A 26,591-nucleotide genomic window follows, 5' to 3' on the forward strand; every position below is an offset into this window, starting at 1 on the left:
CGACGTAATTTCTCTGAATCGCGTTGTCAGTATTTCAGGAATCTTATCGCCCCGTTTTCCGGGTTATGGTAATTATTCCTGTGATTGTTAATCATCAAGTTCCCGAAACAGACTAAAGGAATTAAAAATGAAACGCACCAGGGTTACCCTGGTGCGTTTCATTTTTAGCCGATCTTCAAACTAATTAATTAGATCGAAACCGCAGTAGGGGACTAAAACCTTCGGAATTCGAATGCCTTCCTGTGCCTGATTGTTTTCCAGAATTGACGCCAGAATACGTGGTAGCGCTAGTGCTGAGCCATTTAGTGTGTGCAACAGTTGCATTTTGCCCTCCAGCTTAGATCGTAATTTGAGTCGGTTGGCCTGATATGTTTCAAAGTTCGAGACAGAACTTACCTCTAACCAGCGTTGCTGTGCTGCTGACCACACTTCCATATCATACGTTAAAGCTGAGGTGAAGCCCATGTCTCCGCCCGATAGACGTAATACACGATAAGGCAACTCCAGTTTTTGGAGTAGGCTCTGCACATGCTGGCTCATTTCTTCCAATGCTACGTACGAATTTTCAGGTTTTTCAATCCGAACAATTTCGACTTTATCAAACTGGTGCAAGCGATTTAGACCTCGAACATGGGCTCCCCAAGAACCCGCTTCGCGCCGGAAACAGGGCGTATAGCCTACGTTCTTTATCGGAAGTTGATTCTCGGGCAGAATTACATCGCGATATATATTGGTGATCGGTACTTCAGCGGTTGGGATCAGGTACAGTTTATCTTCTGTAACGTAGTACATCTGGCCTTCTTTATCAGGCAATTGCCCTGTTCCGAATCCCGAATCTTCGTTAACAACGATGGGCGGCTGTACTTCTGTGTAGCCTGCTTTCAACGCTTCATCAAGGAAAAAATTGATCATTGCCCGTTGAATTCGGGCCCCCTTCCCTTTGTACACCGGGAATCCGGCTCCTGAAATCTTTACACCCAGTTCAAAATCAATGATGTCGTATTTCCTGATTAACTCCCAGTGCGGTTGAGCACCTTCATAAAGAGTAGGTTTGTCGCCATGCTCTAGTACAACCTCGTTATCCTCAGCGCTACGTCCTTCTGGCACGCTGCTGTGGGGAATATTGGGAATGGTTACAAGAACCGCCTGTAAATCGGCTTCCAGTTGACGTAACGTATCGGCCAGCTCCTTTGATCGCGCTTTTAGCTCGGCCGTTTCTGCTTTGGCCGCTTCGGCAGCACTTTTATCGCCTGCTTTCATTAAGGCACCAATCTGACCTGCTTTGGCATTAGACTGCGCCAATACATCATCAAGATCGCGTTGCGTATCGCGTCGCTGCTGATCAATGGTTAAAACTTGATCCAGTACGGCTTCTGCATCCGGAAAGTGCCTTTTACGAAGGCCAGATAAAGCCGTTTCTTTATTCTCACGAATGAAGGGTAGTTGAAGCATTGGATTTCGTTAGCAAATAAATTAATCGACTTCAAGTAATTATGTTGAATGATACGTGGTTTGTAAATTCAACATATTGGTTAATGGTTTGCTAAAAACAAGCCATCATTTAAAGCATTCAAGGCATCGGCCTTATACTTGCCGTGAACCAGCAGCGATAAATTGCTTTCAGTACCGCCATATGAAACCATCCGAATCGGAATATTTTTCATTGCATTGAAGACACGAAGAGCTACTCCTTCATTGTCGGCACTAAAATTGCCAACAATACAGATAATTGTTTGGTCGCAGTCGGGTTCTTCCAACGTACAGAATGTATTAAGCTCATCGGTGATTTCCTGAACACGCTCAGTATTGTCGATCGTAACGGAAACCGACACTTCTGACGTAGCAATCATATCGACTGGTGTTTTGTACTTCTCGAAGATCTCGAAAATACGGCGCAGAAAACCGTAAGCATTTAGCATACGGGTCGAGTGAATGTAAAGCGCTGTTATTCCGTCTTTTGCGGCAATAGCTTTAAAAACCTCACTTGAAGTTCGATCTGCAATGAGCGTACCGGGTGCGCTGGGCTCCATTGTATTTTTCAGACGGACCGGAACGCCAAACATCCGGGCAGGCGTAATGGTTGACGGGTGCAGAATTTTCGCTCCGAAGTAGGCTAATTCAGCGGCTTCGTCGAACGTTAGCTCACGAACCGGGAATGTATTTTTCACGATACGTGGGTCGTTGTTGTGCATACCGTCAATGTCGGTCCAGATCTGAATTTCTTCAGCCCGAATTGCCCCTCCAATCAGAGAAGCAGTATAATCGGAACCACCTCGCTTCAGATTGTCGACTTCACCACGCGGGTTTCGGCAAATAAAGCCTTGTGTAACAATAATTTGCTTATCGTCGTGCTGCGGCAACATCTCCGCCAGTTTTTGTTCGGTGTACTGGATTTCCGGTTCATTATCCGCATCGATTCGCATAAATTCCAGCGCTGGCAGCAATACGGACGTAATGCCTTCTTCGACCAGGTACGCCTGGAAAATTTGTGTACTCAGTAATTCACCTTCGGCAACCAGTTCCTTTTCCTGCTTGAGCGTAAACGGCTTAATACTCGTCAGCGACCGAATAAACGAGAATTCGCTATCGAGAATCGCCTGACCGGCCGCTTTACCTTCTGACGTTTTATAGAGTTCGTCAATGAACGTATCATAATGCGCTTTAAGTGCATCGATTTTGGCGTTTGCGTCGGCATCATTGTTTGCCTTAAGCGATTCGCCAATGGCCAATAGCGCATTGGTTGAGCCGGACAGCGCCGACAGAACGACGATTTTGCGGGTATCGTCTTCCGTAATCAGGTTGCGAATAGATTGCATACGCTCGGGTTTTCCGACCGACGTACCGCCAAATTTCCAGACGTGCATAAAAGTTGAATTGTCGAATAATTGAATGCGCTTCGACCCGCCAATCAATTATTAAAATTGAAAACTATAAACCTGTTGTTGTAATCCAATCATTTTGATGGCAGTAATAGCGGCTTCGTCTCCCTTATTGCCGTGTTTACCACCTGCCCGGTCCAGTGCCTGTTGCTGGTCATTAGGCGTCAGAACGCCGAAAATGACAGGTTTCCCTGTTTTAAGCGAAACATTTGTCAACCCCTGAGCAACGGCATGATTAATGTAATCGTTATGCTTCGTTTCCCCCTGAATCACACAGCCGAGTGCAATGACAGCATCAATATCATCGCGTTGGGCGAACCACTGGGCTCCAAGGCTTAATTCATAACTTCCTGGTACGTTACCACGAATGATTAGTTCAGGCTTCGCTCCATGCTGAAGCAGCGTTTGATAAGCACCCGTAAACAAGGCTTCTGTGACTTCGCTATTCCACTCTGAAACCAGAATGGCAAATCGTCGATGGCTAATGTCGGGTAATTCGTCGGTTGAAAAGACACTGAGATTTTTTTCGGCAGAGGCCATGTTTGTGAACCAGATTTTGTGAAATTCGGATAATAAAAAAGGACAAAACGTGGTCGGTTTTGTCCTTTAAAGTATTGCTTCAAATACGCTTACGACTCACCGACCATGGCTTCGAGCACGGATTTATACTTCTTGGCATTGACAGCTTCAGCGGATTGAGCGTATTTTTCGATAATGCTATTATAGGTTTCAATAGCCTTGTCATTCTGCTTAGCCTGCTCCTGAGCAATGGCCAATTTTAGCAGATAGCCGGGCGTAAAATACTTGTTAGGTTTATAATCGGCCGCTTTTTGATAATATTCAGCCGCTTCATCAAAGCTCTTCTTTTCCATATAGGCATCGCCGATAAGGACGTAAGCACGTGCCTGGACAAGTAAGTCCGATGAGCTAAAACTCTTCAAACGTTCAATTGCTTCGTCGTATTTACCTTGCTTGAGAAGAGCAACTCCGGCATAAAATTCTGCTAAGTTGCCCGCAGGTGTTGATCCATAGTTATCAGCAACAGACAGAAGGCCAGGAGTTTTACCATCACCATTCAGCGCTTTTTTCAGCGAATCGGCTTCCACCTGATACACAGAAGGAAACAGTTCTACCTGTGCAGTTTCGTCCTGACTACTAACGTAATAACGGTAGCCCACGAAACCGGCTACTAGCAAAACGATAGCACCCAGCACCCCAAAAACAATGTTTCGGTTCTGCTCGAAAAAATCTTCAGCCCGCTCCAACTGACCGGACAGCGCGTCGGGGTCTTCCAAAAACTCCATTCCGGTGTTCTTCTTACTCATGCTTTTGCAATTTGGACTGCAAAATTAGGAATATTTACAATCACGGAAAAGCGTAAGCGTCAAAAGTTTACGAATCATCAGCTTCCTGTAAGAATGTATCGCGTACAGACATGATTTCGGAAGAGCGGACTGAGCGAACTTGATGCGCAAGAAGTGTCTCGATGGCTATAGATTCGCCTGTCAATGTTACAAATTCGACCTCAAAAGCCTTTCCGTCACCGTATACCGTTAAGATTGTGCCAACATCGCCTGCCTTTAGCTTACGGTCGGGCATATCCTGCTGGAGAACAACTAAATCAAATTCGTTCATGCGTAACAATACTAGTTCACAAAAGAAACGACCTAAGTGATGTCTTGTTTTGTTAAATATAGATTAACTTTGCCGTGCTAATCTTAACAAGGGGTGCCCAAAAACAACGGGCTGAGATTATACCCATTGAACCTGCGCAGGTAATGCTACGAAGGGAACTGGAATTCTTATCATATTTATTATTTAACCAAAGGTAGGTTTGGCCCCTTTGCCTATCGTCACGCTTTTTCATCATGAAAAAACCGGCGACTGGGCGGCATTCCGTCTATCTTCTTTATCTGATAGCTTTATTGTGGCTATCCGCTCTGCCTGCCTGGGCGCAAATTACTATTTCCGGAACGGTTAGCGAGGCCGACGGCGCTACGTTACCCGGTGCCGCCATTGTCATCGAAGGCACGTACAAAGGAACCTTTACAGATCCGAAAGGTAATTTTCAACTGACAAACGTAAAGGCTGGAACCGTATCGTTGCGTGTTTCCTTGCTGGGCTTTTCTCCGCAAACGCAAACGCTCAACCTGACTCAAAATACGAACGTAGCATTTATGCTTCAGAAAGCGGCTGTGGCAGTCGATGAAGTTATTGTGAGTGCAACACGCGCGAATCAGAAATCAGCTATTGCCTATACCGACGTAACGCGCCGGGATTTGGATAAACTAAATCTGGGCCAAGACATCCCGCAACTGCTCAATTTTACCCCATCGATTGTAACTACGTCCGATGCCGGGGCGGGAGTCGGCTACACAGGAATACGCATCCGGGGGTCGGACGCGACGCGGGTGAACGTAACGCTCAATGGAATTCCGTATAATGATGCCGAATCGCAGGGTACATTCTTTGTCAATATGCCTGATTTTGCATCGTCGGTGAGCACAGTTCAGATTCAGCGGGGTGTCGGTACGTCGACTAATGGAGCGGGTGCATTTGGTGCATCGGTCAATATTCAGACCAACAAACTGGAAGAAAAACCATATGCCGAAGCTAACATATCAGCTGGTTCATTTGGTACACGAAAAGTGAACGTACTGGCTGGTACAGGCTTGCTCAACAATCATTTTGTGCTGGATGCCCGGCTCTCAAAAATTCATTCAGATGGATACGTAGATCGGGCTTTCTCGGATTTGCGGTCGTTTTACGTATCGGGAGGTTACTATACGAAAAAAAGCTTTTTTCGGCTCAATGTATTTTCCGGTCAGGAACAAACGTATCAGTCGTGGGGTGGCGTACCGGAAAATCTGCTTAAAACAAACCGGACCTATAATGTTTATACCTACGACAACGAAACCGATAATTATCAACAGGATAACTATCAGCTTATTACGTCGCACGAACTGAGCCGGAACTGGCGCCTGAACGTATCAGGATTTTATACTAAAGGACGCGGCTATTACGAACAGTACCGACCCAACGACAGATTCAGCAATTATAATTTACCGAACGTAGTGGTCGGTGATTCGATCATTAGCCGGACCGATATTATTCGACGGCGGTGGCTGGATAATGATTTTTACGGAACCGTTTTTTCGCTGGATTATAATAGCTTCAGTAAGCTAACGGCCAACATCGGTGGTGGCTGGAACCAGTACGATGGCGAACACTATGGAGAGATTATCTGGGCACGTATTGCCGGAAATACGAACATCCGGGATCGCTATTATAATGATTACGCTACCAAGAAAGACGCGAACCTGTATGCGAAAGTTTTCTATCAATTTACGCCCAATCTGACGGCGTTTGCCGATGCGCAAATACGTCGAATCGATTACTCATTTCTGGGTTTCAATAGTCAACTGCAAAATGTTCAGCAAGAGGCTCAGCTAACGTTTTTCAACCCAAAAGCCGGTCTGACGTATTCAATTAATGATCGGAGTACGGTTTATGCATCCGTTGGGGTAGGACAGCGCGAGCCAAATCGTGACGACTATACACAGTCATCGCCCGAAAGTCGACCCAAATCGGAGAAATTAGTTGACTACGAAGCGGGGTATAAAATCCAGACAGAGAAGCTGGCGTTTACGGCTAATGCCTACTACATGAATTACCGGAATCAGCTTGTGCTGTCGGGCCAACTGAATGACGTGGGTGCGGCCAACCGGGTTAACGTAGCGAAAAGTTATCGGGCCGGTATCGAACTGGAGCTGGGGGCTCGGCTGGCGCAAACACTACGCTGGAACACAAACGCTACGTTTAGCCGCAACCGAGTGCAGAATTTTACAGAGTATCTAGACAATTTCGACGATGGGACGCAGCAAGCCAATCAATATCGTGAAACGGATATTTCATTCTCGCCGAACGTGATTGCAGGTTCGCAGTTGCTGTACACGCCGGTCAAAGGGTTAGAATTAGGCCTGCTTTCAAAATACGTTGGTCAGCAGTATCTGGACAATACGTCGAACGAAAGCCGTAAGCTGAACGCGTACTTTACAAATGATATCCGACTGATTTACAGTATAAAACCAAAATTCGCGCAGGAAATTGCCTTTACGTTATTGTTCAACAACGTACTGAACGAATTATACGAATCGAATGGCTATACGTATGCCTATGTTTCGGAAGGGAAAGTAATTGCCGAAAACGGATATTATCCGCAAGCCGGACGGAATTTCTTGGCAGGGGTAAGAGTGAGATTTTAAATCAGATAGCTGAATCAGGGTTTTAAAAGATAAAGAGAGCTTTATAGTTAGAACCGAATTATTTAAACCCTCTTAATCTTTTAAAATCCTGGCACTGATTAGCCAATCGCTTGTTCCAGATCCTGAATCAAGTCATCTACGTCCTCAATCCCGACGCTGAGACGAATTAGCGTGTCTTTCAGGCCGTTACGTTGTCGTTCTTCTTTCGGAATGCTGGCGTGAGTCATGCTGGCCGGATGCGTGCAAAGTGATTCGACGCCCCCCAGCGATTCGCCTAAAGAAAATACCTTAAAGCTTTCCATAACCCGTACCGCGTCGGGCATCGAATCGCCTTTCAGTTCAAAGGATACCATACCGCCAAAGCCGCGCATCTGCTTCTTTGCCAACTCATGACCCGGATGCGATTCCAGCCCCGGATAATACACCTGGCCCACTTTAGGATGTTGTTGCAGGTATTGAGCCACTTTTAGCGCATTCTCGCAGTGGCGCTGCATTCGGATATGTAGCGTTTTGATACCACGTAGCACCAGAAAACAATCTTGTGGACCGGGTACCGCACCGCAGGCATTCTGAATAAAAGCGAGTCGTTGAGCGATTTCGTCATCATTTAAAACGATGGCGCCCATTACGGTGTCGGAATGGCCTCCCAGGTACTTCGTAACCGAATGCATCACAATATCAGCGCCCAAATCAAGCGGGTTCTGTAAATAAGGCGATGCAAACGTATTATCGACCACAAGCTGAATGTTACGTTCCTTTGTAATGCTAGCAATAGCCTTAATATCAACCAGACGTAGTAATGGATTGGTTGGTGTCTCAATCCAGACCATTTTCGTAGCGGACGTAATAGCCGTTTCCAGATTGGCCGGGTTCGATAGATCAACAAATTTGAAGTTGAGACCGAATTCCTGAAACACACGCACCATGATCCGATACGTACCGCCGTAGAGATCGTTACTGGCAATAATTTCGTCGCCGGGTCTGAAAAGTTTCAGAATGGCGTCCGTAGCGCCTAAACCCGATGAGTAGCAGATTCCATGTTTTCCATTCTCAAGAGCGGCAAGATTGTTTTGTAGTACGGTCCGCGTAGGGTTCTGGGTACGGGCATATTCGTATCCCTTGTGCTTTCCTGGCGATTCCTGTACGTAGGTCGACGTCTGATAAATAGGCGTCATAATGGCGCCCGTGGTTGGGTCCGGCTCAATACCGGCATGGATGGCTTTCGTTCCGAATTTCATGATCAAAAGTAAGGAATGTAAGGATTATTTTCGTGGTTCCAAGCCGAAGCGATACACTACGTTCCGGCGCGGAAAGGGCAATATTTGAGCTATCCAAAACCACAATCGTTATTTACCCGTTTGGTAAGATGTGAAAACCCCTATTCCTAAATCAATTACCGGGCCAGCCATTGCCGGTATAGTCCTTTCCGTAACGCCAATTGTGTTTACGTCCCTGTTGACGTATTATGCCATTGTTTATGAGTCAATTATCGCTACTTTTCCGGTGTGGCAATGGGTTGTCATTACGTTGGTCTGTGCATTAACATCGGCCGGGTTGACCCCGCCCACTATGCTTGCCTTGATCTTTGGTTATTTCTTGGGTTGGCAGGCTGTGTTGCCACTTTTTGTTATCAACTTCGGCGGTATTTTATTCATCAACCTGGTGGTTCGCCGGTTAGATCCTGATCGATTTTTGGCCTTTATTCGTCGAAATCCTAAAGCGCAGTCAGTGCTGGATCGAATCCTGAACAACGAATTAACGGTTATTTTTTATGCAAAGCTTTCGCCGGTTTTACCGTTTGGACTTACTAATCTGGTGTTCGCACTGTCGGGGGCTAAACTGCGAAATATATTACTGGGTGGGTTTTTAGGCATGACGCCCCGAACCCTATTGGCCATCTGGTCGGGTCGTGAAGCGCGGGAAATTAGAACATTGCTGGAAAACCCAAATCAAAGCACCTGGACGCAAATTATCGTTATCGGACTGGTTATTGTTTCGATTGCCGGCCTTTGGCATATTATTCGCAAATCACTAAAATAATAGCTTTCCAAAAATTCGATCACTTGCCCATTCGTTCGGCTGTTAATTCGATGAGCCGGTTGTGGCCTGTTTTTAGAATCGTTAGCTGGTAGTTATTGAGCTTTTTTGTTAGAGGTAACAGATACGTTCCGGGCACAAGGCGGTCAAAGGCTCCTGTAAAAAAATAAACGTTAATTGGATTTGTAGTCAGGTTCTTACTAACGACGTTTAAGTTAGGCCAGATAGGCCGGAACTGGGTCCAGCTTAGATAAACCCGATTACGTTGTTCCACAGTGCTAAGCGAAATCTCAACGAAGCGCATAATTGTTCGGTTTAGCAAGCCAATACGTGTCAGCGCATGTCCGAGTCCGTTTAATAAAGCCAGATGACGTAATCCGTACCGAAAAACGCTACGTCCTAGGGCTGACCCAGTTGCTAGCTGATACCAGTTACTAGGTGTAATACCATCCGGAGCAATTAATATCAGCTGATCAAGTTTATCCGCAAATCCTTCAACCGTAGCTAAAGCGAATCGACCACCGAGACTAAAGCCTATTACCGAAAACCGCTCGATACGTTGTTCCTGCAAGAAAGACTTTATCAGTCGATGCCAGTCTGGTTTCGACATTAGCTGACCGGCAGCGTAGTGACTATCGCCATGAAAAAATAAATCGATCGCAAACACGGTAAACCGGCTTCCCAGGTGCTTTTCTATAGGCAGATAAACCTGGCTATTCTGTCCAAATCCATGAAATGCCAATAGTACAGCCGCACCATATCCAAACTTTTGGTAGGTTATCTGACTGCCTTCAAACAGATATTTTTGAGCATTAGGCGCGGCCATATAGACAAAGTTGCATAAACCCGAACAATGATGCTAACCTTCGCAAATCTGACTGAATTTTCTGCTCATGCCGGTCAATCGCTTGGCGTAACCGACTACGTAGTAATCACGCAGGAAATGGTTGATCGCTTCGCGCTGGCGACAGGCGACCATCAATGGATTCACACGAATCCGGAGCGGGCGGCCCGGGAGTCGCTCTATGGAACGACCATTGCGCATGGCTTCTTAACGCTTTCACTCGCTCCACGGCTGATGGCCGAATTGTACCGTATCGAGTCAATGAAAATGGGAATTAATTATGGCGCCAACAAAATTCGATTTATGAATGCCGTACCCGTGGGTAGCCGATTACGAATGCGTGCTACGTTATTGCAGGCCGAACCACAGGGGACCAGCACTCGATGCACCGTAGAATGTATCTTCGAAGTAGAAGGCGAACCAAAACCAGCCTGCATCGCTGAGTTGATTACGTTACTTTTCTGAAAGGGATTATACGCTTTCGAGGTTTATAGTATGCATGCATACTGTTACTTTCTTATTTTTACCAGCCTTATGGCTAAGTCTAAAACAAAACTTTATGTCAACGTCAGCGACGGAGTTACAGGGATTGAATTTTAATCTATCAGAAGAACATCTTGCGGTTAAAGAAGCAGCCCGGGATTTTGCGCAGAACGAGTTATTACCCGGTATTATCGAGCGCGATAATGAAGCTCGGTTTCCGGCTGAGCAAATCAAACGGATGGGTGAGCTTGGTTTTCTGGGTATGATGGTGTCGCCAGAATACGGTGGCGGGGGCATGGATGCTGTTTCCTACGTATTGGCTATGGAAGAAATTTCCAAGGTAGATGCTTCTGCCTCTGTTGTTATGTCGGTAAATAATTCGCTGGTCTGTTATGGTCTGGAAGCGTACGGAACCGAAGAGCAGAAGCAGAAGTATTTAACGAAGCTGGCTTCCGGACAGATTATCGGGGCATTTTGCCTTTCGGAGCCGGAAGCGGGTTCGGACGCTACGTCGCAAACGACGACTGCCGACGATAAAGGTGATTACTATTTACTTAACGGTACTAAAAACTGGATTACGAATGGTAACTCATCAAGTGTTTGTTTGGTCGTTGCGCAAACGGATCGAGAAAAAAAGCACCGGGGTATCAACTGTCTGATTGTTGAGAAAGGTGCGCCCGGATTCGTAGTTGGTAAGAAAGAAGACAAAATGGGGATTCGTGCCTCTGATACGCATTCACTGCTGTTTACGGACGTAAAAGTGCCTAAAGAAAACAGAATCGGTGAGGATGGTTTCGGGTTTAAATTTGCCATGTCTACCTTGAACGGAGGACGTATCGGTATTGCTGCGCAGGCGCTGGGAATTGCGGCCGGTGCCTATGAACTGGCACTGAAGTATAGCCAGGAACGCAAAGCCTTTGGTAAGCAGATCTTTGATCATCAGGCTATTCAGTTTAAACTGGCCGAAATGGCGACAAAGATAGAAGCGGCTCGTTTGTTGGTCTACAAAGCTGCCCGGCTTAAAGACGAGCACAGAGACTACGTACAGGCGGCTGCAATGGCTAAATTGTTCGCATCAGAAGTGGCTATGTGGGCTACAACTGAAGCCGTTCAGATTCACGGCGGCTATGGCTATGTTAAAGAATTCCACGTGGAGCGTTTGATGCGTGATGCGAAAATTACTCAGATTTATGAGGGTACTTCGGAAATCCAAAAATTAGTTATTGCCCGAGAGCTGGTCCGCTAAGAATTTTCTTGGCAAAATAGAATTTTTTGAAAGAGATAGTGCGTATTCAAACTAGATACGCACTATTTTTTTTATTGTTTGGAAACTTTTATACTTTTATTAGTTTTGTACAAATTATTAGTTTTGTGCAACTTTGCATGTAGGCACAGATTTTAGAGATACCTCCTTTCAGCTATGGAAGATTACAATAAAATAATCGAATCGCTGGGCGTGAAATTCATCAAGGCCCGTAATATTCGGATTTTGCAGCCGATCACCATCAAAAATTTTTATGATGTTGAGAACACCTTGCTGATTTTGTATAACGGTGAGGTATCCATTGGTGACGAAAAAATCAAAGTGGATGTAGGTGACATGCTGTTCATTCCGGGTGGAAAGCACGTTACTGTCACGTACGGAGATCCAACGAATCCAAAAACCGTCTCGAACGAAGAATTCATGACGCACCGTGAATCGTACTGGGAAGGTAACCATGATCCTAAGCTTATCGGGCATCTTCCTAATTCCTTTGGCTACGTATCGTTCGAGGCTAAAGTATTTGATTCCGTCAATTTTTTCAATTCGTTAGATGTACCGCCTTTTATCATCAAGCGGGAAGAGCATTTAGCGACAACAATTGATCAGATTCTAGCTGAAGACATGACGGATTTAGCCGGGAAAGGCCGAATCATCAAAATCAAAACAGAAGAGATCGTTATTGAAGTCGTTCGTTATATACTGAAAAATCACCTCTTTGTTGAGCAGTTGGTAACGAACAGCACGTACTTTAAAGATCCGCGACTGATCGACATCTTCGCTTATATCAAAGAGAATCTGGGTGGCGATCTATCCAACAAAGTTTTAGCTAACGTAGCGAACGTATCAGAAGATTATGTGGGGCAGTATTTTAAAATGCTGACAGGCATTAACCCGCAGGATTATATTGAGTACCAGCGAATGGAAGCAGCGGTAGGTTTGCTACGTACAAGCAAAAAGAGCATCCGCGCTATTGGATCAGAGGTAGGTTATAAAGACACAGCTTACTTTTGCCGTCGATTTAAAATGATGTTTGGAATTCCAGCTGGTAAAATGCGCCGTCGTGAGTCACTGATGAATGTATAAAAGAGGAGAGATCCGTAAAGAAAAAGGGAGAAAGAATTTGCAACTGCATTTCCTTTCTCCCTTTTTCTTTACTGACTTCCTCCTGCTAATAAGGCATATGAACCTCGATGGGGAGCGTATAAAATACAGATACAGGACGACCATCAACTTCGCCAGGCCGCCAACGGGGCATTTTCTCAACAGCTGCAATGATGGAAACCATGTATCTATGCATGCCTTTCTCCATTTTTTTGTCAAGCGGCTTAGTTACCACGCGAGGGTCATGGACGTAGCCATTTTCATCAACGATAAACTTCGCTGATACGGAACCAATGTTAGGGCCCTGCCGAACCAGCGAGCTGGGTACTTGTATATTTTCGGCCAAATAAATACTCAGCGCCCTGCTGCCACCTGGGAATTCGGGCTGTTTCTCTGCTACAGTGTAAATCTTCTGGCCCTGTGATTGAGCCGTTGCATTAAAGCAAAAAAATACGGTAAAACAAGCTATAACTACGGTAAGTAGAATAGTGATTTTCTTCATGATTAGGCTTGAACTACTGATTGATTAAAATCACGGACAACTGTTGACAATTCGGGCAGTAAGTCTGGATTTTTTTCAATTCCATTTCCAACGACGATCATATCAGCTCCGGCTTTGAGCGCTTCATAAGCTTTCTCACCTGAATTGATTCCCCCGCCAACAATAACAGGTAGATCAACAGCAGCGCGTACGGCAGCAATCATGGCGGATGATACAGGCCAGCGCGCTCCGCTGCCTGCGTCCAGATACATCAGTTTTAGGCCCAACATTTCGCCAGCCATTGCCGTACATGCTGCTACGCTTGGCTTGTCGTGTGGTAAAGGCATCGTTCCGCTGATATAAGAAACGGTTGTTTGCGTACCGCTGTCGACCAGCATATACCCCGTAGGCAGAACTTCTAAACCACTTTTTTTCAGAAGTGGCGCTGCAATAACATGTTGTCCAATTAAAAACTCGGGATTGCGGCCTGAAATAAGCGAAAGAAACAGAATTGCATCGGCTGACGGCTCAATATGCGTAGGATTACCGGGAAATAAAATGATAGGCGTATGACTACGACGACGAATAGCAGCAATCACCTCTTTATGAACGTAGTCACTCACCAGGCTGCCACCCACCAGGAAAAAATCAACCGGAGAATCAGCTGTACTGATTAACAGGTCAGAAAGCGCGTTTTGCCCGATCTTATCAGGATCGAGCAAAACAGCAAATGCTTTACGACCCGAGAGTCTATAACTATGAAGCGTAGTCAACAGGCTCTGTGGGGGCCTGGTTGTGGTATTCAGTTGGGTCGGCAGTTGGATTGATGGCATTATTCGAACGGATGCGGGCTAAAAATCCGGTTAGCTGCTCGCGGGCAATATTGGTTAGAACAGATGTTACTATACCGCTAATTAACCCACTTGTAGCAGCCGAGCTCTTTATTTGTTTAGCCTGCTGCTTTACGGCCTTATGATTTGACGGACGAGCGACGTCTTGGTCATCGGCATCGTCGTCGTCGTCATATTCCTCATCCAGCGCGTCCGGCTCTCCGTATTTCTCAGCGTACCGGTACTCATCGGACTTGGGCAGAATGGCATTAACAACCAAATATACGGCTAAAGCGGCACCCGCCACAAATACTGTGGTTTTTCCGATTTCAGTTGCATCTTCTTTTATGGAGTCAACACCGTCAGTAATTGAGGTTTTAAAGCGCTCTGTTGCGGCCATTAATTGAGCCCGGCGGGCCGTTGTGTCAGCGAATGGTACTTTAGGATCTTCCATTTTGTTAATTCCGAATTCGTATTTAGATAAATTTGATAGACTAAACTAAGTCGCTGTTTATCAAACGCAAATGATAGGTTTTAGTGGCCTATTGCTGAGCATTGCTCATTGAAGAACGGGTTTGAGCCATTAACTCTTCAACAGCCTCGGATTTTTCTTCTACTTTTTTCTCCTGACTCTTCTTAATGGCATTATAGGCTACAACTCTTATTTTGGATTTAAAGAAATCTTTTGCGCCCACCCATAATAAACTCAGAATAAGGAAAAAACCTGCTACAATTAAAAATCCTAAATATCTGCTTTCTAATAATTCGTTTAGATAAGCAGCTAGCAGGATAAACAGGAATAGGGTTGTCATTGTACCTAATAAAGCCAGTACAATACCGTGAATTCCGACAACGACCCCCTCTTCCAGTTTCCCACGGAGCTCCAGTGTGAATAATTCAATACGGGCCTCTAAGTAACGGAATATATTCTCACGAATTTCTTCCAGACGTTCTAGCATGATCGTAGATGATTTGCATATACTCTGCGTTATCTACAAAATAGGATTCTGATTTGTTTTAAAAAAATAGGCAAAAAACAAAACAGCTTCACTGCATAACGTAGTGAAGCTGTTTTGTTTAGTAATCGTTGATGCCTATCTCGACTGGCGTAGTTTGGCTTCAATTGTCTGCTGTGTGTGAGGTACCGCTCGTAAACGCTCCTTAGGAATCAGCTTGCCTGTGTCTTTACAAACACCATAAGTACCGTTTTTGATACGTACCATCGCTGCATCTAGCTGCTGGATAAACTTCTGTAGACGGGCAGCTAGCTGACTTAGGTTTTCGCGTTCGCTGGTATCGGCACCATCTTCAAGGAGTTTAGAGTTCCCCGACGTATTATCAGTGCCGCTGTCATTACGTTTGCTAAGCGTCTCCTTGATGTAGTTCAGCTCGCTGCGAGTGGCGTCGAGCTTTTGACCGATCAGCTCCTCGAACTCCTTTAAATCTTCTTCCGAATAACGCTTTTTCTCTTCCTGAACCATGATAAGTACGTGCGTTGGATGGGGTACTTTATTTTGGCCACAAAAATAATGATTTATAACTAGTATTTCAAAAGTTTACTTAAATATGAGTAGTTTTTTATAAAAACTTATTAAGCTGTTACTAATGAGTTTTCCGAATTATTCTTCTGAATGGAAGCGATATCTGGCAGGACTGTTTGGTTAAAGTCTAATTAACTTAACAATTATATGGTTAACATTTTTTATATTAATCTTAGAAAAAATGTACTTTTCATTATAATGTACTTGATTTATTAAGTTTGCAACACACTTCACGACAGATATTTGTTTAATAAAGAAGTTAAAGTAAAATCATGGGATATATTGAACCAGCTCCGATAAAAGATAAAGAGAATCCGCTAGAGTCAATGATGTCACGTTTCGATGCCGCAGCTAAACTGGTGGGCATCTCGGATGAAATGTATGACATCCTGAAAGTACCCGCTCGACAAGTGATCGTTGGCCTGCCTGTTACGATGGACAATGGTGCTATCAAGGTTTTCGAAGGGTATCGTGTTATTCACTCCAATATTCTGGGCCCGGCAAAAGGGGGTATTCGGCTTGATCCAGCCGTAAATCTGGATGAAGTTCGGGCATTAGCTGCCTGGATGACCTGGAAATGTGCTGTTGTTGATATTCCATATGGAGGGGCAAAGGGGGGCATAGCCTGCAATCCGCGCGAAATGTCAGCGGGCGAAATTGAGCGGCTTATTCGGCAATATACCGTTGCTATGCTTGATGTAATCGGCCCTGATCGTGACATTCCCGCTCCTGATATGGGAACTGGCCCGCGCGAAATGGCCTGGATTGTGGATGAATATTCCAAATCGAAAGGAATGACCGTTAATGGCGTTGTAACAGGAAAACCGCTCGTGTTAGGTGGTTCGCTGGGACGTACTGAAGCAACGGGCCGGGGTGTTACAGTGGCTGCTCTGGCAGCTATGGATAAACTACGGATGAATCCTTATCGTGCTACGGCCGCCGTTCAGGGATTTGGTAATGTTGGCTCGTTTGCCGCTGAGCTGCTTCATGAGCGAGGTGTTACGGTAGTGGCTATCAGTGATATTTCGGGCGGTTATTATAATAAAAGTGGCATTGATATTACAGCGGCTGTAAACTACCGTAATGCAAACAAAGGAACGCTGGAAGGGTTTACAGGTGCAGAAAGTATCTCCAATGAAGAATTACTCGCGTTACCGGTAGATGTGTTAGTGCCTGCCGCCAAAGAAGACGTAATAACGGATGATAATGCCGCTTCGATTCAAGCCAAGATGATTGTTGAGGGTGCTAACGGACCAACTTCCGCCAGCGCCGACGAAATCATTAATAGTAAAGGTATCCTGGTTGTGCCTGATATCCTGGCAAATGCTGGCGGGGTTACTGTCTCTTATTTCGAATGGGTTCAGAACCGGATTGGTTACAAATGGACGCTCGACCGAATCAATCGTCGGGCCGACCGGGCTATGAAGGATGCTTTCGACCGTGTATTTGAGACATCACAACGATACCAGGTCCCATTACGTCTGGCAGCCTATATTGTTGCTATTGATAAAGTTTCCAGTACGTATAAATTCCGGGGAGGGTATTGATTTAAGTATTTATAATTGCTGATTTATGATTGTATAGACAGTCTACGGCCATTATAAGCTAAATTTGCCTCTTGCAAATCATAGATCAGCAATTATAAATAGTACTTAACTTATGCGCTTACACCGCGAAGGGACAACCATAATGATTACCACAGGGCTGGTATTACTGGCGCTGAATTTGCTTGCGTATTTTTATTTGTTCTCCGACAGCCCAACGGCTATTACGCTGCTGGCTGTAGTCAGCCTGATTCTCTTTATACTGATCGTTCAGTTTTTTCGCGTTCCGAACCGACTGCTGACTACCGGCGACTTACGGGTGGTTGCACCTGCCGACGGCAAAGTTGTGGTGATTGAAGAAACAACCGAAAACGAATATTTTCAGGATCGTCGTCGGCAGGTCTCGATTTTTATGTCGCCGTTAAACGTGCACGTCAATCGTAACCCTGTATCCGGTATTGTGCGGTACTTCAAGTATTTCCCTGGAAAATACTTGGTAGCCTGGCATCCGAAATCGAGTACTGAAAATGAGCGGACAACAGTGGTTGTTCAGACGGCAAATGGCGTCGAAGTGTTGTTCCGTCAGATCGCTGGTGCAGTAGCCAGACGTATCATCTGGTACGTAAAAGAAGGCCAGCCCGTTAAGCAGGGAGAAGAATTTGGGTTTATAAAATTTGGCTCTCGTGTAGACGTATTTTTACCTCTCGATGCCGAAATAAATGTAAAGATTGGTGATGTTACCAAAGGAGGAGTTACGGTTCTGGCTGAATTGAAAGGCTAGATAAAAGCCCGATGGCATTCTGGTTGGTCATGAGTCAACCAAGACAATCACTACGTTCGAAGCCTCACATCAATTTAATGAGATATCCAGTAATTGGCCTTTCTCAGTTTCCGTAACAACTAATCGAGACTTATCGGATCGGTCGAAAGTGCAGTTTGACGGATTTTGGCCCGGAAGTCTTATGTCCCGGATAAATTGGCCCTCGCCGGAGAATACGCGGACGATACCTGCACCAAAAACAGCTACGTAAACATTACCGTCAGGTCCAACAGCCATCCCATCGGGGCCAGGTACGGCGCCGTCATCTGGATTATCAATAACCGTCGTCCAGACACGAATGGTCTCCCAGCTTAGACTTTTTGTATCCCAGTAGCCGCTCCATATACGCTGCTGGTGGGTTTCGGCAATTAATAATGTTCGCCGGTCTGGAAGCAGGGCCAAGCCATTTGGATAGGACAAGCCATCGGCAACTACTTCGATAGACCCGTTGACTGAGTAGACAGCTACGTATCCTTGTTGACCATCATCGGGAGGACCTGGGCAGGTGATCAATAAATTACCCTCATCGTCAAACAGTAAATCATTTGGCATATTGAGTGGCTGCCCATTTATGCGGCTGACAACCGTTTCGACGGTTTCTGTCTTAAGGCTCATTCGGCGAATAGCGTTATAGCCTGAGTCGCAGAACCAAAGATAGCCATGATGACAAATCAGGCCATTGGGGCGCCCACTTGTATGAACTCGCTTTGTTGTACCATTGGTTTGCAGACAAAATAAACCCTCACCTTCCTGCTCTACACACCATAAATTACCATGGGCATCAAATTCCGGACCTTCAGGAAAGCGTAGTCCCGTTGCTAGTACACGTATATTATCCATAACGAAAAGCCGTTGAGCTGCTGTTCAACCAAAATAGTCTTACTCTCTTATCTGCACACGAAGTAGTCTAAATAAAGCCTTACTCTTCTTCATTATAAATCGAAGCTGTTCGGTTTTGTTTGTAAAATTTAGACGACAATTGATAAAGAATTTCAATACTATTATTCAGGGAAATATTCCGTATTGATAAGTTTAAATTATTTAATGGATAAGTTATATTGTTTAGGTTTAGCTTGACCTAGTTATGATCTTCGATTATATTATTGTTGGAGCGGGGTCGGCAGGTTGTGTACTTGCCAATCGTCTTACTACTGATCCGGATAGATCCGTACTACTAGTGGAAGCGGGTGGCCCGGATACGAAAATGGAAATCCACATTCCCGCTGCGTATACCAAATTACACGGCTCGTCAGTTGATTGGGGCTTCTGGACGGAACCGCAAACGGCATTGAATGGCCGACGAATGTATCAGCCAAGGGGCAAAACGCTTGGCGGTTGTTCGTCAACGAACGCCATGGCCTATGTTCGTGGGAATGCACTTGATTACGACGATTGGGCAGCGTTGGGTAATAAAGGTTGGAGCTATCAGGACGTATTGCCCTATTTCATCCGCTCTGAACACCATGAACAGTACGATCAACTCGATCACCGTTATCATGGAAAGACTGGTCCACTGAACGTAACATACGCGACTCGTTTTCAAACGCCATTAGCTGGAGCATTTGTGGAGGCTTGTCAACAAGTAGGCATTTTGTATACCGACGATTATAACGGAGCGAATCAGGAGGGAGTGAGCCTTTGTCAGTTTACAATGAAAAATGGGCGTCGGCATAGTGCAGCGTCCGCTTTCCTGAAGCCCGTATTAAAGCGCTCTAATCTGAAAGTGATCACCTACGCGCATACGGCGCAGATTCTGTTTCAATATGATCGTGCGGTTGGAATTGAGTTTATTGCGGGTAAAAATAGAGTTCAGCGCGTTACTGCTCGAAAAGAGGTGATTCTTTCAGCAGGAGCTTTTCAGTCGCCACAATTATTGATGCTGTCAGGTATTGGTCCGGCAGATACGCTACGTTCTGTGGGTATTACCGTTAAAAAAGAATTGCCGGGTGTTGGCCAAAACTTGCAGGATCACGTGTTTACGGGTATAAGCAGCTTAAGCTCACAACGGGGCAGCTCGGCTAATTTTCACCTTAAGCCACTAAACCAGTTGAAAGGGCTACTGCAATATCTCATTCATAAAACAGGTCCACTTACCCTCGGTCCACTTGAAGCCGTAGCTTTTCTGAAAACAGATTACCTGTTAAGCAAAACAACGTTAGATCATCCATCAGCGCGTCATATCCAGTCAGACCGGGTTGATATGCAGTTTCATTTTGTTCCCGCGCACTTTGGCAACGACGATCGAACAGACATTTATAAGCTTGCTACGTATCCATATACTGACGGCTACACGATTTTACCGACTCTTCTGAAACCTGAAAGCCGTGGCAACATTACGTTACGTTCTGACAATCCGCTCGATGCACCAGTGATTCAGCCTAATTATTTTGCTGAAGAAGCTGATCGATACGTATTGATCAGCGGATTGCGTAAGGCAATAGACGTAAGTCAGGCGGATGCCTTCAGTCCCTACAGTATGGGTATTAATATGCCCTTAAGGTATAGTTCCGATGAAGCCCTGTGGCAGCACATTGTCAATAGAGTCGAAACGGTGTATCATCCAGTAGGTACGTGTCGGATGGGGCCTGATACAGATGAAATGGCGGTTGTCGACGATTCATTACGTGTAAAAGGCATCGACGGCTTACGCGTCGTCGATGCCTCAATTATGCCTTCGATTGTGTCAGGAAATACTAACGCTCCCGTTATAATGATTGCCGAAAAAGCAGCTGATCTAATTCTAAACAACCTCTAGAGCTTGGCTCATAAGTGGATAACGTCACCTTCAGAATATTTAGGAGGTATTCGATTTTAGGCGACTATCCGAAGTTTCGCGAAACTTAATAACAATACTTTCTCGCCTACCTGCTCAAACTGAATGGTTGCTTTCCGTTCCGTTCCGTTAACATCAACCTGCTTTACAGTACCAAAGCCAAACTTAGCGTGCTCAACGCGCTGGCCAGCCGCCAGATCAGCCGTACTGGTTGGCGCAAAATCGGCAGAGGGCGTATGCGTAACATTAGGTTGCGTAGCCTGTGAGCGGGCGGTTTTCTGGGCCAGCGACCGCACGAAAGCCATTGAACCCGTTGAAGCACTTTCGCTACGGTCACGCTCAGGCCGATCAAAATCCGACCGGCTGGGTGCCGAACGTAGTTTAGAAACCTTTAGATACCGCTGGTCCATTTCCATCAGAAAACGGCTGGGCTCACACATTTTCAAACGACCGTAGTGATAGCGGGTTTCTGCGTACGATACCGTCAGACGCCTTTCGGCGCGGGTAATTGCTACGTAAAAAAGCCTCCGTTCTTCCTCCAGATCGTTGCGGCTTTCCAGCATCATCTGGCTTGGAAACAGATCCTCTTCCAGCCCAACGATATGCACGTTTTTAAACTCCAGACCTTTAGCCGCGTGGATGGTCATCAACGTCACTTTGTCGTTATCGCCATCATCTTCTTTTTCATCGGCAGTGGTAAGCAACGACACCGATTGCAGAAAAGCGCCAAGGCTTTTGTCCTCATTGTCAGGATTATCGACAAACTCTTTGATGGCGTTCAGCAATTCCTGTACGTTCTCATAGCGAGCCAACCCTTCAACAGTCTTATCGTCGTACAATTCCTTCAATAAACCGGATGTCTTGGCAATATGCGACGCTACTTCATAGGCGTCTTTCTGATCAAGAAGAAGTTTAAAACTCTTGATTAAGTCGGCAAAGCCTTCGATAGCGATAGCGGATCGGCCTGCTACGTGCTTATTTATTTCGGAGACAATTTCCCAAATGGAATCCTCTTTTTCAGCGGCAATCACGCTGATTTTCGCAACGGTTGTGTCGCCAATACCGCGTTTGGGAAGGTTAATGATCCGCTTGAAAGCCTCTTCATCCTGCTGATTGACCGTAAAGCGCAGGTAAGCAATCAGATCTTTAATTTCCTTTCGCTGATAGAAAGACAGGCCGCCAATGATCCGGTACTTGATGCTGACTTTCCGCAGCGCTTCTTCAAACGCCCGCGATTGCGCATTCGTACGGTACAGAATCGCAAAGTCGTTGTTGGTCAGCGACTCATTCATTTTCGTCTCAAAAATTGCTGAAGCCACCAAACGGCCTTCTTCGTTGTCCGATGACGCTTTAATAACGTCGATCAGCGGCCCGGCTTCATTGTCTGTAAAGACATGTTTTTCCAGTTGGTTCTTATTCCGGGCAATTATGGAATTAGCCGCTTCAACGATGGTTTTGGTGGAGCGGTAGTTTTGCTCCAGCTTTACGATTTTGACGTTTTCTTTACCGTAATCGCGCTGAAAGTTCAGGATGTTTTCGATGTTGGCACCCCGGAACGCATAAATACTCTGAGCATCATCGCCCACAACGCAGATGTTCTGATGAACGGCCGCCAGTTTGCGCGTAATTAGGTACTGTGATACGTTGGTATCCTGAAACTCATCGACCATTACGTGCTGAAACTTATGCTGGTATTTATTAAGAATATCGAGGTGATCGCGAAACAATACGTTCGTATTAAACAGCAGATCGTCAAAATCCATTGCGTTAGCCTGAAAGCAACGTAACGAGTACTGTTTGTAAATCCGGCCGATGTGGGGCATTCGGGCCGATTCGTCGTCTGCCTGAATCACCGAGTTGTTTATGTAATCCTCTGGTCCAATCAGTCGGTTTTTCGCGCCCGAAATCCGGCCGAAAACACTGTTGACACGATACACTTTATCGTCCAGTCCCATTTCTTTGATGATACTACGTAGCAGCGACTTCGAATCGTCTGTATCGTAGATCGAGAAATTGCTTGTGTAGCCGATGGCTTTAGCTTCGATACGTAGAATCTTGGCAAATACGGAGTGAAACGTACCCATCCAGATATTACGGGCTTCGGTGCCTACCACTTTCTCGATACGGTGGCGCATCTCTCCGGCCGCTTTGTTGGTAAAAGTCAGCGCCAGGATTCGAAATGGGTCAACGCCATTTTCAATCAAATAAGCAATTCGATACGTTAGAACGCGGGTCTTACCCGAACCAGCGCCGGCTATAATCATCAACGGTCCGTTACCATGCATAACGGCCTGCCGCTGGGGGTCATTTAATCCAGAAATATAATCAACCATTCAGCTCGTCTCTATCCTTCTATAACAATCAAAACTACGAAATAATTTGCTTAGACTAGGGAAGAAGCTAGCCAAGTGATTCAGCGAAACCCGAAAAAAGAAGTTCTGTAAAAACGACTCCTAATTGACGTTAGTAACGTATAAAATGTGCCATCGTTAGTTGCAGCGACTAATTACGAGAACAGAACGACATAACATTAATTTTGCATCTAAAGTGCAGAGAAACAGAGAGTAAGCAATGGCCCGGCATCAAACGCGTACTTTTTCTAAATTATTGTGCAACATTCTGGTTTTTCCTGCATCTTTCTATCGATTAACAACCTAAACACTACTGAGTCTGAATCTGTTGGAACCAAATCGAAACGTCGGATCACCGTACCCGGATCGCCATGCTGAATTGGTCAAGCGCTGCCAACAAGGTGAGCGACGGGCGCAGTATGATTTGTATCAGCAGTACGTTAAGGCGATGTATAACGTTTGTCTGCGGATTGTGAACCATGAGGCTGAAGCGGAGGATGTGTTGCAGGAAGCATTTATTGATGCTTTTACGCATATCAACTCGTTCCGTGGCCAGAGCACGTTTGGAGCCTGGTTGAAACAAATTGTGGTGAACCGATCTATTAATCATCTGAGGGCCCGGCGGTTAGAACTGGTCGATATGGAATCCCACCGATTTGGCGAAGACGATGGCCCCGATTTTGCCGATGCGGAGCCTTACGACGAAGCCGGAGTCCAGTTAGAAGTTGAGCGGGTTCGACGAGCAATGCAGTTACTGCCAGAAGGCTACCGGGTTGTATTATCTCTGTATTTATTTGAGGGGTACGACCATGAAGAAATCGGGAACGTATTAAATATCAGCGAAACAACATCAAGGACACAATATTTACGCGGTAAAAAACGATTACTAGAACTACTAAATTAACTGTGCATGGTTCTATTATACGCTCTTTCGCTCATTAGCTATGAAGAATAATATTGAACGTTTCGTACGGGATAACCGGGAGGATTTTGACGATAAGGAACCATCGGCAAAACTCTGGGAAAAAATAGAAGCAGGTCTGCAAGGGCCTGGCCTGGATAAGACTGATATAACAAGTCAGTTACCCGATCGAAAAATGCCATTTCAGCAGATCCACAGAAATAATTCGCAGATGGGTGGACGTCAGATCGGCTGGCCTAATCTGGACTGGCGGGTAGCGGCTTCCATCGCTGTGTTTCTGTTGCTCGGCGGTTTTTTATACATGAATAGGGAATACGGGGTTACGCGTCAGCCAGAAATAATGGCCGCCAGCCCAACCTATGCAAAGGAAGTGGTACAGTACACCCGGCTAATTGAGGCTAAACGTACTGAATTAAAGCAAATGACTGAAGGGAATCCGGATCTCTACAAGGAATTTGCTACCGACCTGGACCGACTCGAGAATTCCTACAGGTCGCTGAAGGCGGATTTGCCCCAAAACCCGAATCAGGAAGTGTTGATTCAGGCAATGATTCAGAATCTGCAATTGCAGATAAACCTGCTTAATGAACAGCTGCGCGTTATTCAGCGCATTAAACAACAAACTCATGAAAGTTCTCCTGTATAGCGTATTGCTTTGCCTGTGCCCACTGTTTACCAGGGCAGGGGATCCGATTGGCTTAGGCGCAATCGAGAAGAAAAAGACGATTATCAAATTATTCGACGTAGATAGTAAAGATAATCTGGTGGTTGACAATCAGTTTGGCCAGGTAAATGTAGGCTTGTGGGATAAAAAAGAAATCCGCATCCAGATAACAGTCCTGGCTAATTCAGACTCTGACGAGCGTGTGCAAAAATACCTGGACGCCGTTACTATTGAGGAAAAACGCACTGGCGACCAGATTCTGGTAAAGACGAATTTCAGTCAGAACAATCTCTCCAACTGGAGTCTCGGTAAATGGAAAGAAGGTGGAGAGCGGAACTACGTCAAAATCAACTATGACGTAATGATGCCAAGACAAAATGCCCTAACGGTACGTAACAGGTTTGGCAACACGAGTATTCCAGCTTTTCAGGCGCCCCTTACGGTGCATAATCGCTACGGTAATTTTAGCGCCGAAGATCTGACAGGTCGTCAGTGCGATATCGACGTAGCTTATGGAAAAGCGAACATTGGCAGTATGGACCATGGTAAGCTGGAAGTGGCTTACGGAAATCTTGAATTATCGAAAGCGAACGTACTAACGCTGATTAACAAGTTTGGTAAGATGACCATTGGCGACGTTGGCAAGCTGGATGCTGACATCAATTATTCGGGTGCTAAGATTGGTACGTTACGGGAGTCTGGAAAGATTAAACTCGATTTTTCGGGTGGTTTCCGAATCGATCAATTGCCTAAATCAGTCGACAACGTGGATATACAGGCGTCTTATTCCTCGGTGGCCATACCCCTGAGTCATACGAACGATTGTGATTTCGATGTAACGGTCAGCTACGGTAATTTTAATTATGGCTCTGGCTCAGAAATGCATTTTAAAAGCCAACCTAGTGACGATAATCGCCGTGGCCCGAAACTAACCAAACAATACGTTGGTAAAGTTGGGAATGGTTCAGGTACGAAAGTGAGGGTTGTAGCAAAGTTTGGAAATGTGAATTTTCAATAATCTGGTGCAGATAGCATCTCAATTACCTCCGTATGCTGTGGAAATTGAGCTAATAATCTTGACCGGTCAGCCATTTCAAAATCGGCAAAATCGAAACCAGGGGCAACTGTACAGCCCACCAGCGAGAAATCGGTTCCGACGGCTGGTTTTGAACCAAACCAGCACCCTGCTGGCACAACGGCCTGAAAAACTTCGCCCTGCTCTGGATTACTACCCAATTGAATAATGGTTAATTCGCCAGCCGGATAGATTACGAATATATCCAGTGGACCTCCTGCGTAAAAATGCCAGACTTCATCCGCCTGAATACGATGCAGCGCCGAAATATGGTGGCTTTCCAGAAGAAAGTAGATCGCTGTACTGAACGCCCGATCTCCACCAAAGCGCTGAGGTAATGCGGAATGAGGTATTTGCTCGCTGGAACGATACGTTTCCGCAAAATAGCCCCCTTCAGGATGGGGTTGCATGGTAAAAGCTTTAACGTAGTAGGAAGCAGTCATAGTTTTAATGATTGAGTTGCTGAACGGCTATTCTAAACGGGATCAAGCGGTCAACAACTCAATCATTTATCATTATTGAGCAGCTTTTACGACAGTCAGAAAATCGCGTGACTTGAGCGAAGCACCACCGATTAAACCTCCATCCACGTCCGGTTGGGAAAAGAGTTCTGCCGCATTCTGCGCATTGGCGCTGCCACCGTATAGAATGGTAATGTCCTGCGCAATAGAATCGCCATACTGACCGGCGATGTGCTGCCGTAGCTCAAAATGCATA

Annotated in this window: 27 protein-coding genes and 1 riboswitch; of the genes, 11 read left to right on the plus strand and 16 right to left on the minus strand. The window is 45.6% G+C overall.

What is annotated here, in order from left to right; translation table 11 throughout:
- Positions 1-180: 180 nt before the first annotated feature.
- From serS to ACOJS8_RS03975, 5 genes are all read right to left on the minus strand, one after another.
- The gene (gene serS / locus ACOJS8_RS03955) at positions 181-1,452 is read right to left on the minus strand and encodes a serine--tRNA ligase (RefSeq protein ID WP_420147229.1); all 1,272 of its coding nucleotides are present in this window, start codon (positions 1,450-1,452) and stop codon (positions 181-183) included.
- Between the two features lie 80 nt (positions 1,453-1,532).
- Positions 1,533-2,864: an aspartate kinase gene (locus ACOJS8_RS03960; protein ID WP_420147230.1), complete on the minus strand. Its 1,332-nt coding sequence runs from the start codon at positions 2,862-2,864 to the stop codon at positions 1,533-1,535.
- A 51-nt stretch (positions 2,865-2,915) separates the two neighbouring features.
- A complete protein-coding gene (ribH, locus tag ACOJS8_RS03965) occupies positions 2,916-3,419 on the minus strand; it encodes a 6,7-dimethyl-8-ribityllumazine synthase (RefSeq protein ID WP_420147231.1) in 504 nt (167 codons plus the stop codon).
- An 89-nt stretch (positions 3,420-3,508) separates the two neighbouring features.
- Positions 3,509-4,204, minus strand: a complete 696-nt coding sequence (locus ACOJS8_RS03970; protein WP_420147232.1) for a tetratricopeptide repeat protein — start codon at positions 4,202-4,204, stop codon at positions 3,509-3,511.
- 67 nt (positions 4,205-4,271) lie between these two features.
- Positions 4,272-4,514, minus strand: a complete 243-nt coding sequence (locus ACOJS8_RS03975) for a DUF4926 domain-containing protein (RefSeq protein WP_420147233.1) — start codon at positions 4,512-4,514, stop codon at positions 4,272-4,274.
- 79 nt (positions 4,515-4,593) lie between these two features.
- Positions 4,594-4,688, plus strand: a riboswitch (TPP riboswitch).
- Between the two features lie 59 nt (positions 4,689-4,747).
- Here ACOJS8_RS03975 and ACOJS8_RS03980 point away from each other — a divergent pair.
- Positions 4,748-7,144 carry a TonB-dependent receptor gene (locus tag ACOJS8_RS03980; protein WP_420147234.1) on the plus strand — a complete coding sequence of 799 codons (2,397 nt, stop codon included), beginning with the start codon at positions 4,748-4,750 and terminating at the stop codon, positions 7,142-7,144.
- 98 nt (positions 7,145-7,242) lie between these two features.
- On the opposite strand, the gene ACOJS8_RS03985 is transcribed toward ACOJS8_RS03980, so the two are convergent.
- Entirely contained in the window at positions 7,243-8,382 is a 1,140-nt protein-coding gene (locus tag ACOJS8_RS03985) for a cystathionine gamma-synthase (protein ID WP_420147235.1), read from the minus strand.
- 130 nt (positions 8,383-8,512) lie between these two features.
- Between ACOJS8_RS03985 and ACOJS8_RS03990 the strand changes: the two genes are divergently transcribed.
- On the plus strand, positions 8,513-9,184 hold the full coding sequence (locus ACOJS8_RS03990) for a TVP38/TMEM64 family protein (protein WP_420147236.1): 672 nt from the start codon (positions 8,513-8,515) through the stop codon (positions 9,182-9,184).
- Positions 9,185-9,203: 19 nt separating this feature from the next.
- Here the strand turns inward: ACOJS8_RS03990 and ACOJS8_RS03995 are convergent, their stop codons facing one another.
- Positions 9,204-10,007, minus strand: a complete 804-nt coding sequence (locus ACOJS8_RS03995) for an alpha/beta hydrolase (RefSeq protein ID WP_420147237.1) — start codon at positions 10,005-10,007, stop codon at positions 9,204-9,206.
- 30 nt (positions 10,008-10,037) lie between these two features.
- Between ACOJS8_RS03995 and ACOJS8_RS04000 the strand changes: the two genes are divergently transcribed.
- The 3 genes from ACOJS8_RS04000 to ACOJS8_RS04010 all read left to right on the plus strand — a co-directional run bounded on the left by ACOJS8_RS04000 (position 10,038) and on the right by ACOJS8_RS04010 (position 12,855).
- Positions 10,038-10,490, plus strand: coding sequence for a MaoC family dehydratase (locus ACOJS8_RS04000; RefSeq protein WP_420147255.1), 453 nt, complete (start codon positions 10,038-10,040; stop codon positions 10,488-10,490).
- Positions 10,491-10,584: 94 nt separating this feature from the next.
- Positions 10,585-11,754: an acyl-CoA dehydrogenase gene (locus ACOJS8_RS04005; RefSeq protein WP_420147238.1), complete on the plus strand. Its 1,170-nt coding sequence runs from the start codon at positions 10,585-10,587 to the stop codon at positions 11,752-11,754.
- A gap of 174 nt (positions 11,755-11,928) precedes the next feature.
- Positions 11,929-12,855, plus strand: a complete 927-nt coding sequence (locus ACOJS8_RS04010; RefSeq protein ID WP_420147239.1) for a helix-turn-helix domain-containing protein — start codon at positions 11,929-11,931, stop codon at positions 12,853-12,855.
- A gap of 85 nt (positions 12,856-12,940) precedes the next feature.
- On the opposite strand, the gene ACOJS8_RS04015 is transcribed toward ACOJS8_RS04010, so the two are convergent.
- From ACOJS8_RS04015 to ACOJS8_RS04035, 5 genes are all read right to left on the minus strand, one after another.
- On the minus strand, positions 12,941-13,375 hold the full coding sequence (locus tag ACOJS8_RS04015; protein ID WP_420147240.1) for an energy transducer TonB: 435 nt from the start codon (positions 13,373-13,375) through the stop codon (positions 12,941-12,943).
- Positions 13,376-13,377: 2 nt separating this feature from the next.
- Positions 13,378-14,187, minus strand: a complete 810-nt coding sequence (locus tag ACOJS8_RS04020; RefSeq protein WP_420147241.1) for a geranylgeranylglyceryl/heptaprenylglyceryl phosphate synthase — start codon at positions 14,185-14,187, stop codon at positions 13,378-13,380.
- Positions 14,111-14,638 carry a hypothetical protein gene (locus ACOJS8_RS04025; protein WP_420147242.1) on the minus strand — a complete coding sequence of 176 codons (528 nt, stop codon included), beginning with the start codon at positions 14,636-14,638 and terminating at the stop codon, positions 14,111-14,113. Before ACOJS8_RS04025 ends, ACOJS8_RS04020 begins: the two co-directional genes overlap by 77 nt.
- Before the next feature lie 88 nt (positions 14,639-14,726).
- Complete coding sequence (locus ACOJS8_RS04030) at positions 14,727-15,143, minus strand: phage holin family protein (protein ID WP_420147243.1); 417 nt, start codon at positions 15,141-15,143, stop codon at positions 14,727-14,729.
- Positions 15,144-15,278: 135 nt separating this feature from the next.
- Entirely contained in the window at positions 15,279-15,665 is a 387-nt protein-coding gene (locus ACOJS8_RS04035) for a TraR/DksA family transcriptional regulator (protein WP_420147244.1), read from the minus strand.
- Positions 15,666-15,997: 332 nt separating this feature from the next.
- Between ACOJS8_RS04035 and ACOJS8_RS04040 the strand changes: the two genes are divergently transcribed.
- Positions 15,998-17,272: a Glu/Leu/Phe/Val family dehydrogenase gene (locus ACOJS8_RS04040; protein ID WP_420147245.1), complete on the plus strand. Its 1,275-nt coding sequence runs from the start codon at positions 15,998-16,000 to the stop codon at positions 17,270-17,272.
- A 112-nt stretch (positions 17,273-17,384) separates the two neighbouring features.
- Positions 17,385-18,050: a phosphatidylserine decarboxylase family protein gene (locus tag ACOJS8_RS04045; protein ID WP_420147246.1), complete on the plus strand. Its 666-nt coding sequence runs from the start codon at positions 17,385-17,387 to the stop codon at positions 18,048-18,050.
- 69 nt (positions 18,051-18,119) lie between these two features.
- Here ACOJS8_RS04045 and ACOJS8_RS04050 read toward each other — a convergent pair whose 3' ends face one another.
- Complete coding sequence (locus ACOJS8_RS04050) at positions 18,120-18,929, minus strand: SMP-30/gluconolactonase/LRE family protein (protein ID WP_420147247.1); 810 nt, start codon at positions 18,927-18,929, stop codon at positions 18,120-18,122.
- Positions 18,930-19,173: 244 nt separating this feature from the next.
- Here ACOJS8_RS04050 and ACOJS8_RS04055 point away from each other — a divergent pair, with 244 nt between their 5' ends.
- On the plus strand, positions 19,174-20,844 hold the full coding sequence (locus tag ACOJS8_RS04055) for a GMC family oxidoreductase (protein ID WP_420147248.1): 1,671 nt from the start codon (positions 19,174-19,176) through the stop codon (positions 20,842-20,844).
- A 56-nt stretch (positions 20,845-20,900) separates the two neighbouring features.
- Here ACOJS8_RS04055 and ACOJS8_RS04060 read toward each other — a convergent pair whose 3' ends face one another.
- Entirely contained in the window at positions 20,901-23,195 is a 2,295-nt protein-coding gene (locus ACOJS8_RS04060) for an ATP-dependent helicase (protein WP_420147249.1), read from the minus strand.
- Between the two features lie 346 nt (positions 23,196-23,541).
- On the opposite strand from ACOJS8_RS04060, the gene ACOJS8_RS04065 reads away from it, so the two are divergent.
- From ACOJS8_RS04065 to ACOJS8_RS04075, 3 genes are read left to right on the plus strand one after another with little or no spacing between them, the layout of a single operon-like run.
- Complete coding sequence (locus ACOJS8_RS04065) at positions 23,542-24,117, plus strand: RNA polymerase sigma factor (RefSeq protein ID WP_420147250.1); 576 nt, start codon at positions 23,542-23,544, stop codon at positions 24,115-24,117.
- Between the two features lie 40 nt (positions 24,118-24,157).
- Positions 24,158-24,781 (plus strand): hypothetical protein, encoded by a 624-nt coding sequence (locus ACOJS8_RS04070; protein ID WP_420147251.1) that lies wholly within the window; start codon positions 24,158-24,160, stop codon positions 24,779-24,781.
- Positions 24,762-25,817: a hypothetical protein gene (locus tag ACOJS8_RS04075; RefSeq protein WP_420147252.1), complete on the plus strand. Its 1,056-nt coding sequence runs from the start codon at positions 24,762-24,764 to the stop codon at positions 25,815-25,817. The genes ACOJS8_RS04070 and ACOJS8_RS04075 overlap by 20 nt, the downstream gene beginning before the upstream one ends.
- On the opposite strand, the gene ACOJS8_RS04080 is transcribed toward ACOJS8_RS04075, so the two are convergent.
- Together ACOJS8_RS04080 and ACOJS8_RS04085 are read right to left on the minus strand one after the other, a co-directional pair.
- Complete coding sequence (locus tag ACOJS8_RS04080; RefSeq protein ID WP_420147253.1) at positions 25,811-26,317, minus strand: cupin domain-containing protein; 507 nt, start codon at positions 26,315-26,317, stop codon at positions 25,811-25,813. The two genes, ACOJS8_RS04075 and ACOJS8_RS04080, sit on opposite strands and share 7 nt — an antisense overlap.
- 72 nt (positions 26,318-26,389) lie before the next feature.
- On the minus strand, positions 26,390-26,591 hold a 202-nt coding region (locus tag ACOJS8_RS04085), incomplete at its 5' end, for a triose-phosphate isomerase (RefSeq protein ID WP_420147254.1).

Source organism: Spirosoma sp., from assembly GCF_048594605.1.
Taxonomy (GTDB): domain Bacteria; phylum Bacteroidota; class Bacteroidia; order Cytophagales; family Spirosomataceae; genus Spirosoma.

What these genes read in the sequence shown, in the direction of transcription:
- serS (WP_420147229.1), bottom strand. Translation starts at nt 1,452, where the DNA reads ATGCTTCAACTACCCTTCATTCGTGAGAATAAAGAAACGGCTTTATCT.
- ACOJS8_RS03960 (WP_420147230.1), bottom strand. Translation starts at nt 2,864, where the DNA reads ATGCACGTCTGGAAATTTGGCGGTACGTCGGTCGGAAAACCCGAGCGT.
- ribH (WP_420147231.1), bottom strand. Translation starts at nt 3,419, where the DNA reads ATGGCCTCTGCCGAAAAAAATCTCAGTGTCTTTTCAACCGACGAATTA.
- ACOJS8_RS03970 (WP_420147232.1), bottom strand. Translation starts at nt 4,204, where the DNA reads ATGAGTAAGAAGAACACCGGAATGGAGTTTTTGGAAGACCCCGACGCG.
- ACOJS8_RS03975 (WP_420147233.1), bottom strand. Translation starts at nt 4,514, where the DNA reads ATGAACGAATTTGATTTAGTTGTTCTCCAGCAGGATATGCCCGACCGT.
- ACOJS8_RS03980 (WP_420147234.1), top strand. Translation starts at nt 4,748, where the DNA reads ATGAAAAAACCGGCGACTGGGCGGCATTCCGTCTATCTTCTTTATCTG.
- ACOJS8_RS03985 (WP_420147235.1), bottom strand. Translation starts at nt 8,382, where the DNA reads ATGAAATTCGGAACGAAAGCCATCCATGCCGGTATTGAGCCGGACCCA.
- ACOJS8_RS03995 (WP_420147237.1), bottom strand. Translation starts at nt 10,007, where the DNA reads ATGGCCGCGCCTAATGCTCAAAAATATCTGTTTGAAGGCAGTCAGATA.
- ACOJS8_RS04000 (WP_420147255.1), top strand. Translation starts at nt 10,038, where the DNA reads ATGCTAACCTTCGCAAATCTGACTGAATTTTCTGCTCATGCCGGTCAA.
- ACOJS8_RS04005 (WP_420147238.1), top strand. Translation starts at nt 10,585, where the DNA reads ATGTCAACGTCAGCGACGGAGTTACAGGGATTGAATTTTAATCTATCA.
- ACOJS8_RS04010 (WP_420147239.1), top strand. Translation starts at nt 11,929, where the DNA reads ATGGAAGATTACAATAAAATAATCGAATCGCTGGGCGTGAAATTCATC.
- ACOJS8_RS04015 (WP_420147240.1), bottom strand. Translation starts at nt 13,375, where the DNA reads ATGAAGAAAATCACTATTCTACTTACCGTAGTTATAGCTTGTTTTACC.
- ACOJS8_RS04020 (WP_420147241.1), bottom strand. Translation starts at nt 14,187, where the DNA reads ATGCCATCAATCCAACTGCCGACCCAACTGAATACCACAACCAGGCCC.
- ACOJS8_RS04025 (WP_420147242.1), bottom strand. Translation starts at nt 14,638, where the DNA reads ATGGAAGATCCTAAAGTACCATTCGCTGACACAACGGCCCGCCGGGCT.
- ACOJS8_RS04030 (WP_420147243.1), bottom strand. Translation starts at nt 15,143, where the DNA reads ATGCTAGAACGTCTGGAAGAAATTCGTGAGAATATATTCCGTTACTTA.
- ACOJS8_RS04035 (WP_420147244.1), bottom strand. Translation starts at nt 15,665, where the DNA reads ATGGTTCAGGAAGAGAAAAAGCGTTATTCGGAAGAAGATTTAAAGGAG.
- ACOJS8_RS04040 (WP_420147245.1), top strand. Translation starts at nt 15,998, where the DNA reads ATGGGATATATTGAACCAGCTCCGATAAAAGATAAAGAGAATCCGCTA.
- ACOJS8_RS04045 (WP_420147246.1), top strand. Translation starts at nt 17,385, where the DNA reads ATGCGCTTACACCGCGAAGGGACAACCATAATGATTACCACAGGGCTG.
- ACOJS8_RS04050 (WP_420147247.1), bottom strand. Translation starts at nt 18,929, where the DNA reads ATGGATAATATACGTGTACTAGCAACGGGACTACGCTTTCCTGAAGGT.
- ACOJS8_RS04055 (WP_420147248.1), top strand. Translation starts at nt 19,174, where the DNA reads ATGATCTTCGATTATATTATTGTTGGAGCGGGGTCGGCAGGTTGTGTA.
- ACOJS8_RS04060 (WP_420147249.1), bottom strand. Translation starts at nt 23,195, where the DNA reads ATGGTTGATTATATTTCTGGATTAAATGACCCCCAGCGGCAGGCCGTT.
- ACOJS8_RS04070 (WP_420147251.1), top strand. Translation starts at nt 24,158, where the DNA reads ATGAAGAATAATATTGAACGTTTCGTACGGGATAACCGGGAGGATTTT.
- ACOJS8_RS04075 (WP_420147252.1), top strand. Translation starts at nt 24,762, where the DNA reads ATGAAAGTTCTCCTGTATAGCGTATTGCTTTGCCTGTGCCCACTGTTT.
- ACOJS8_RS04080 (WP_420147253.1), bottom strand. Translation starts at nt 26,317, where the DNA reads ATGACTGCTTCCTACTACGTTAAAGCTTTTACCATGCAACCCCATCCT.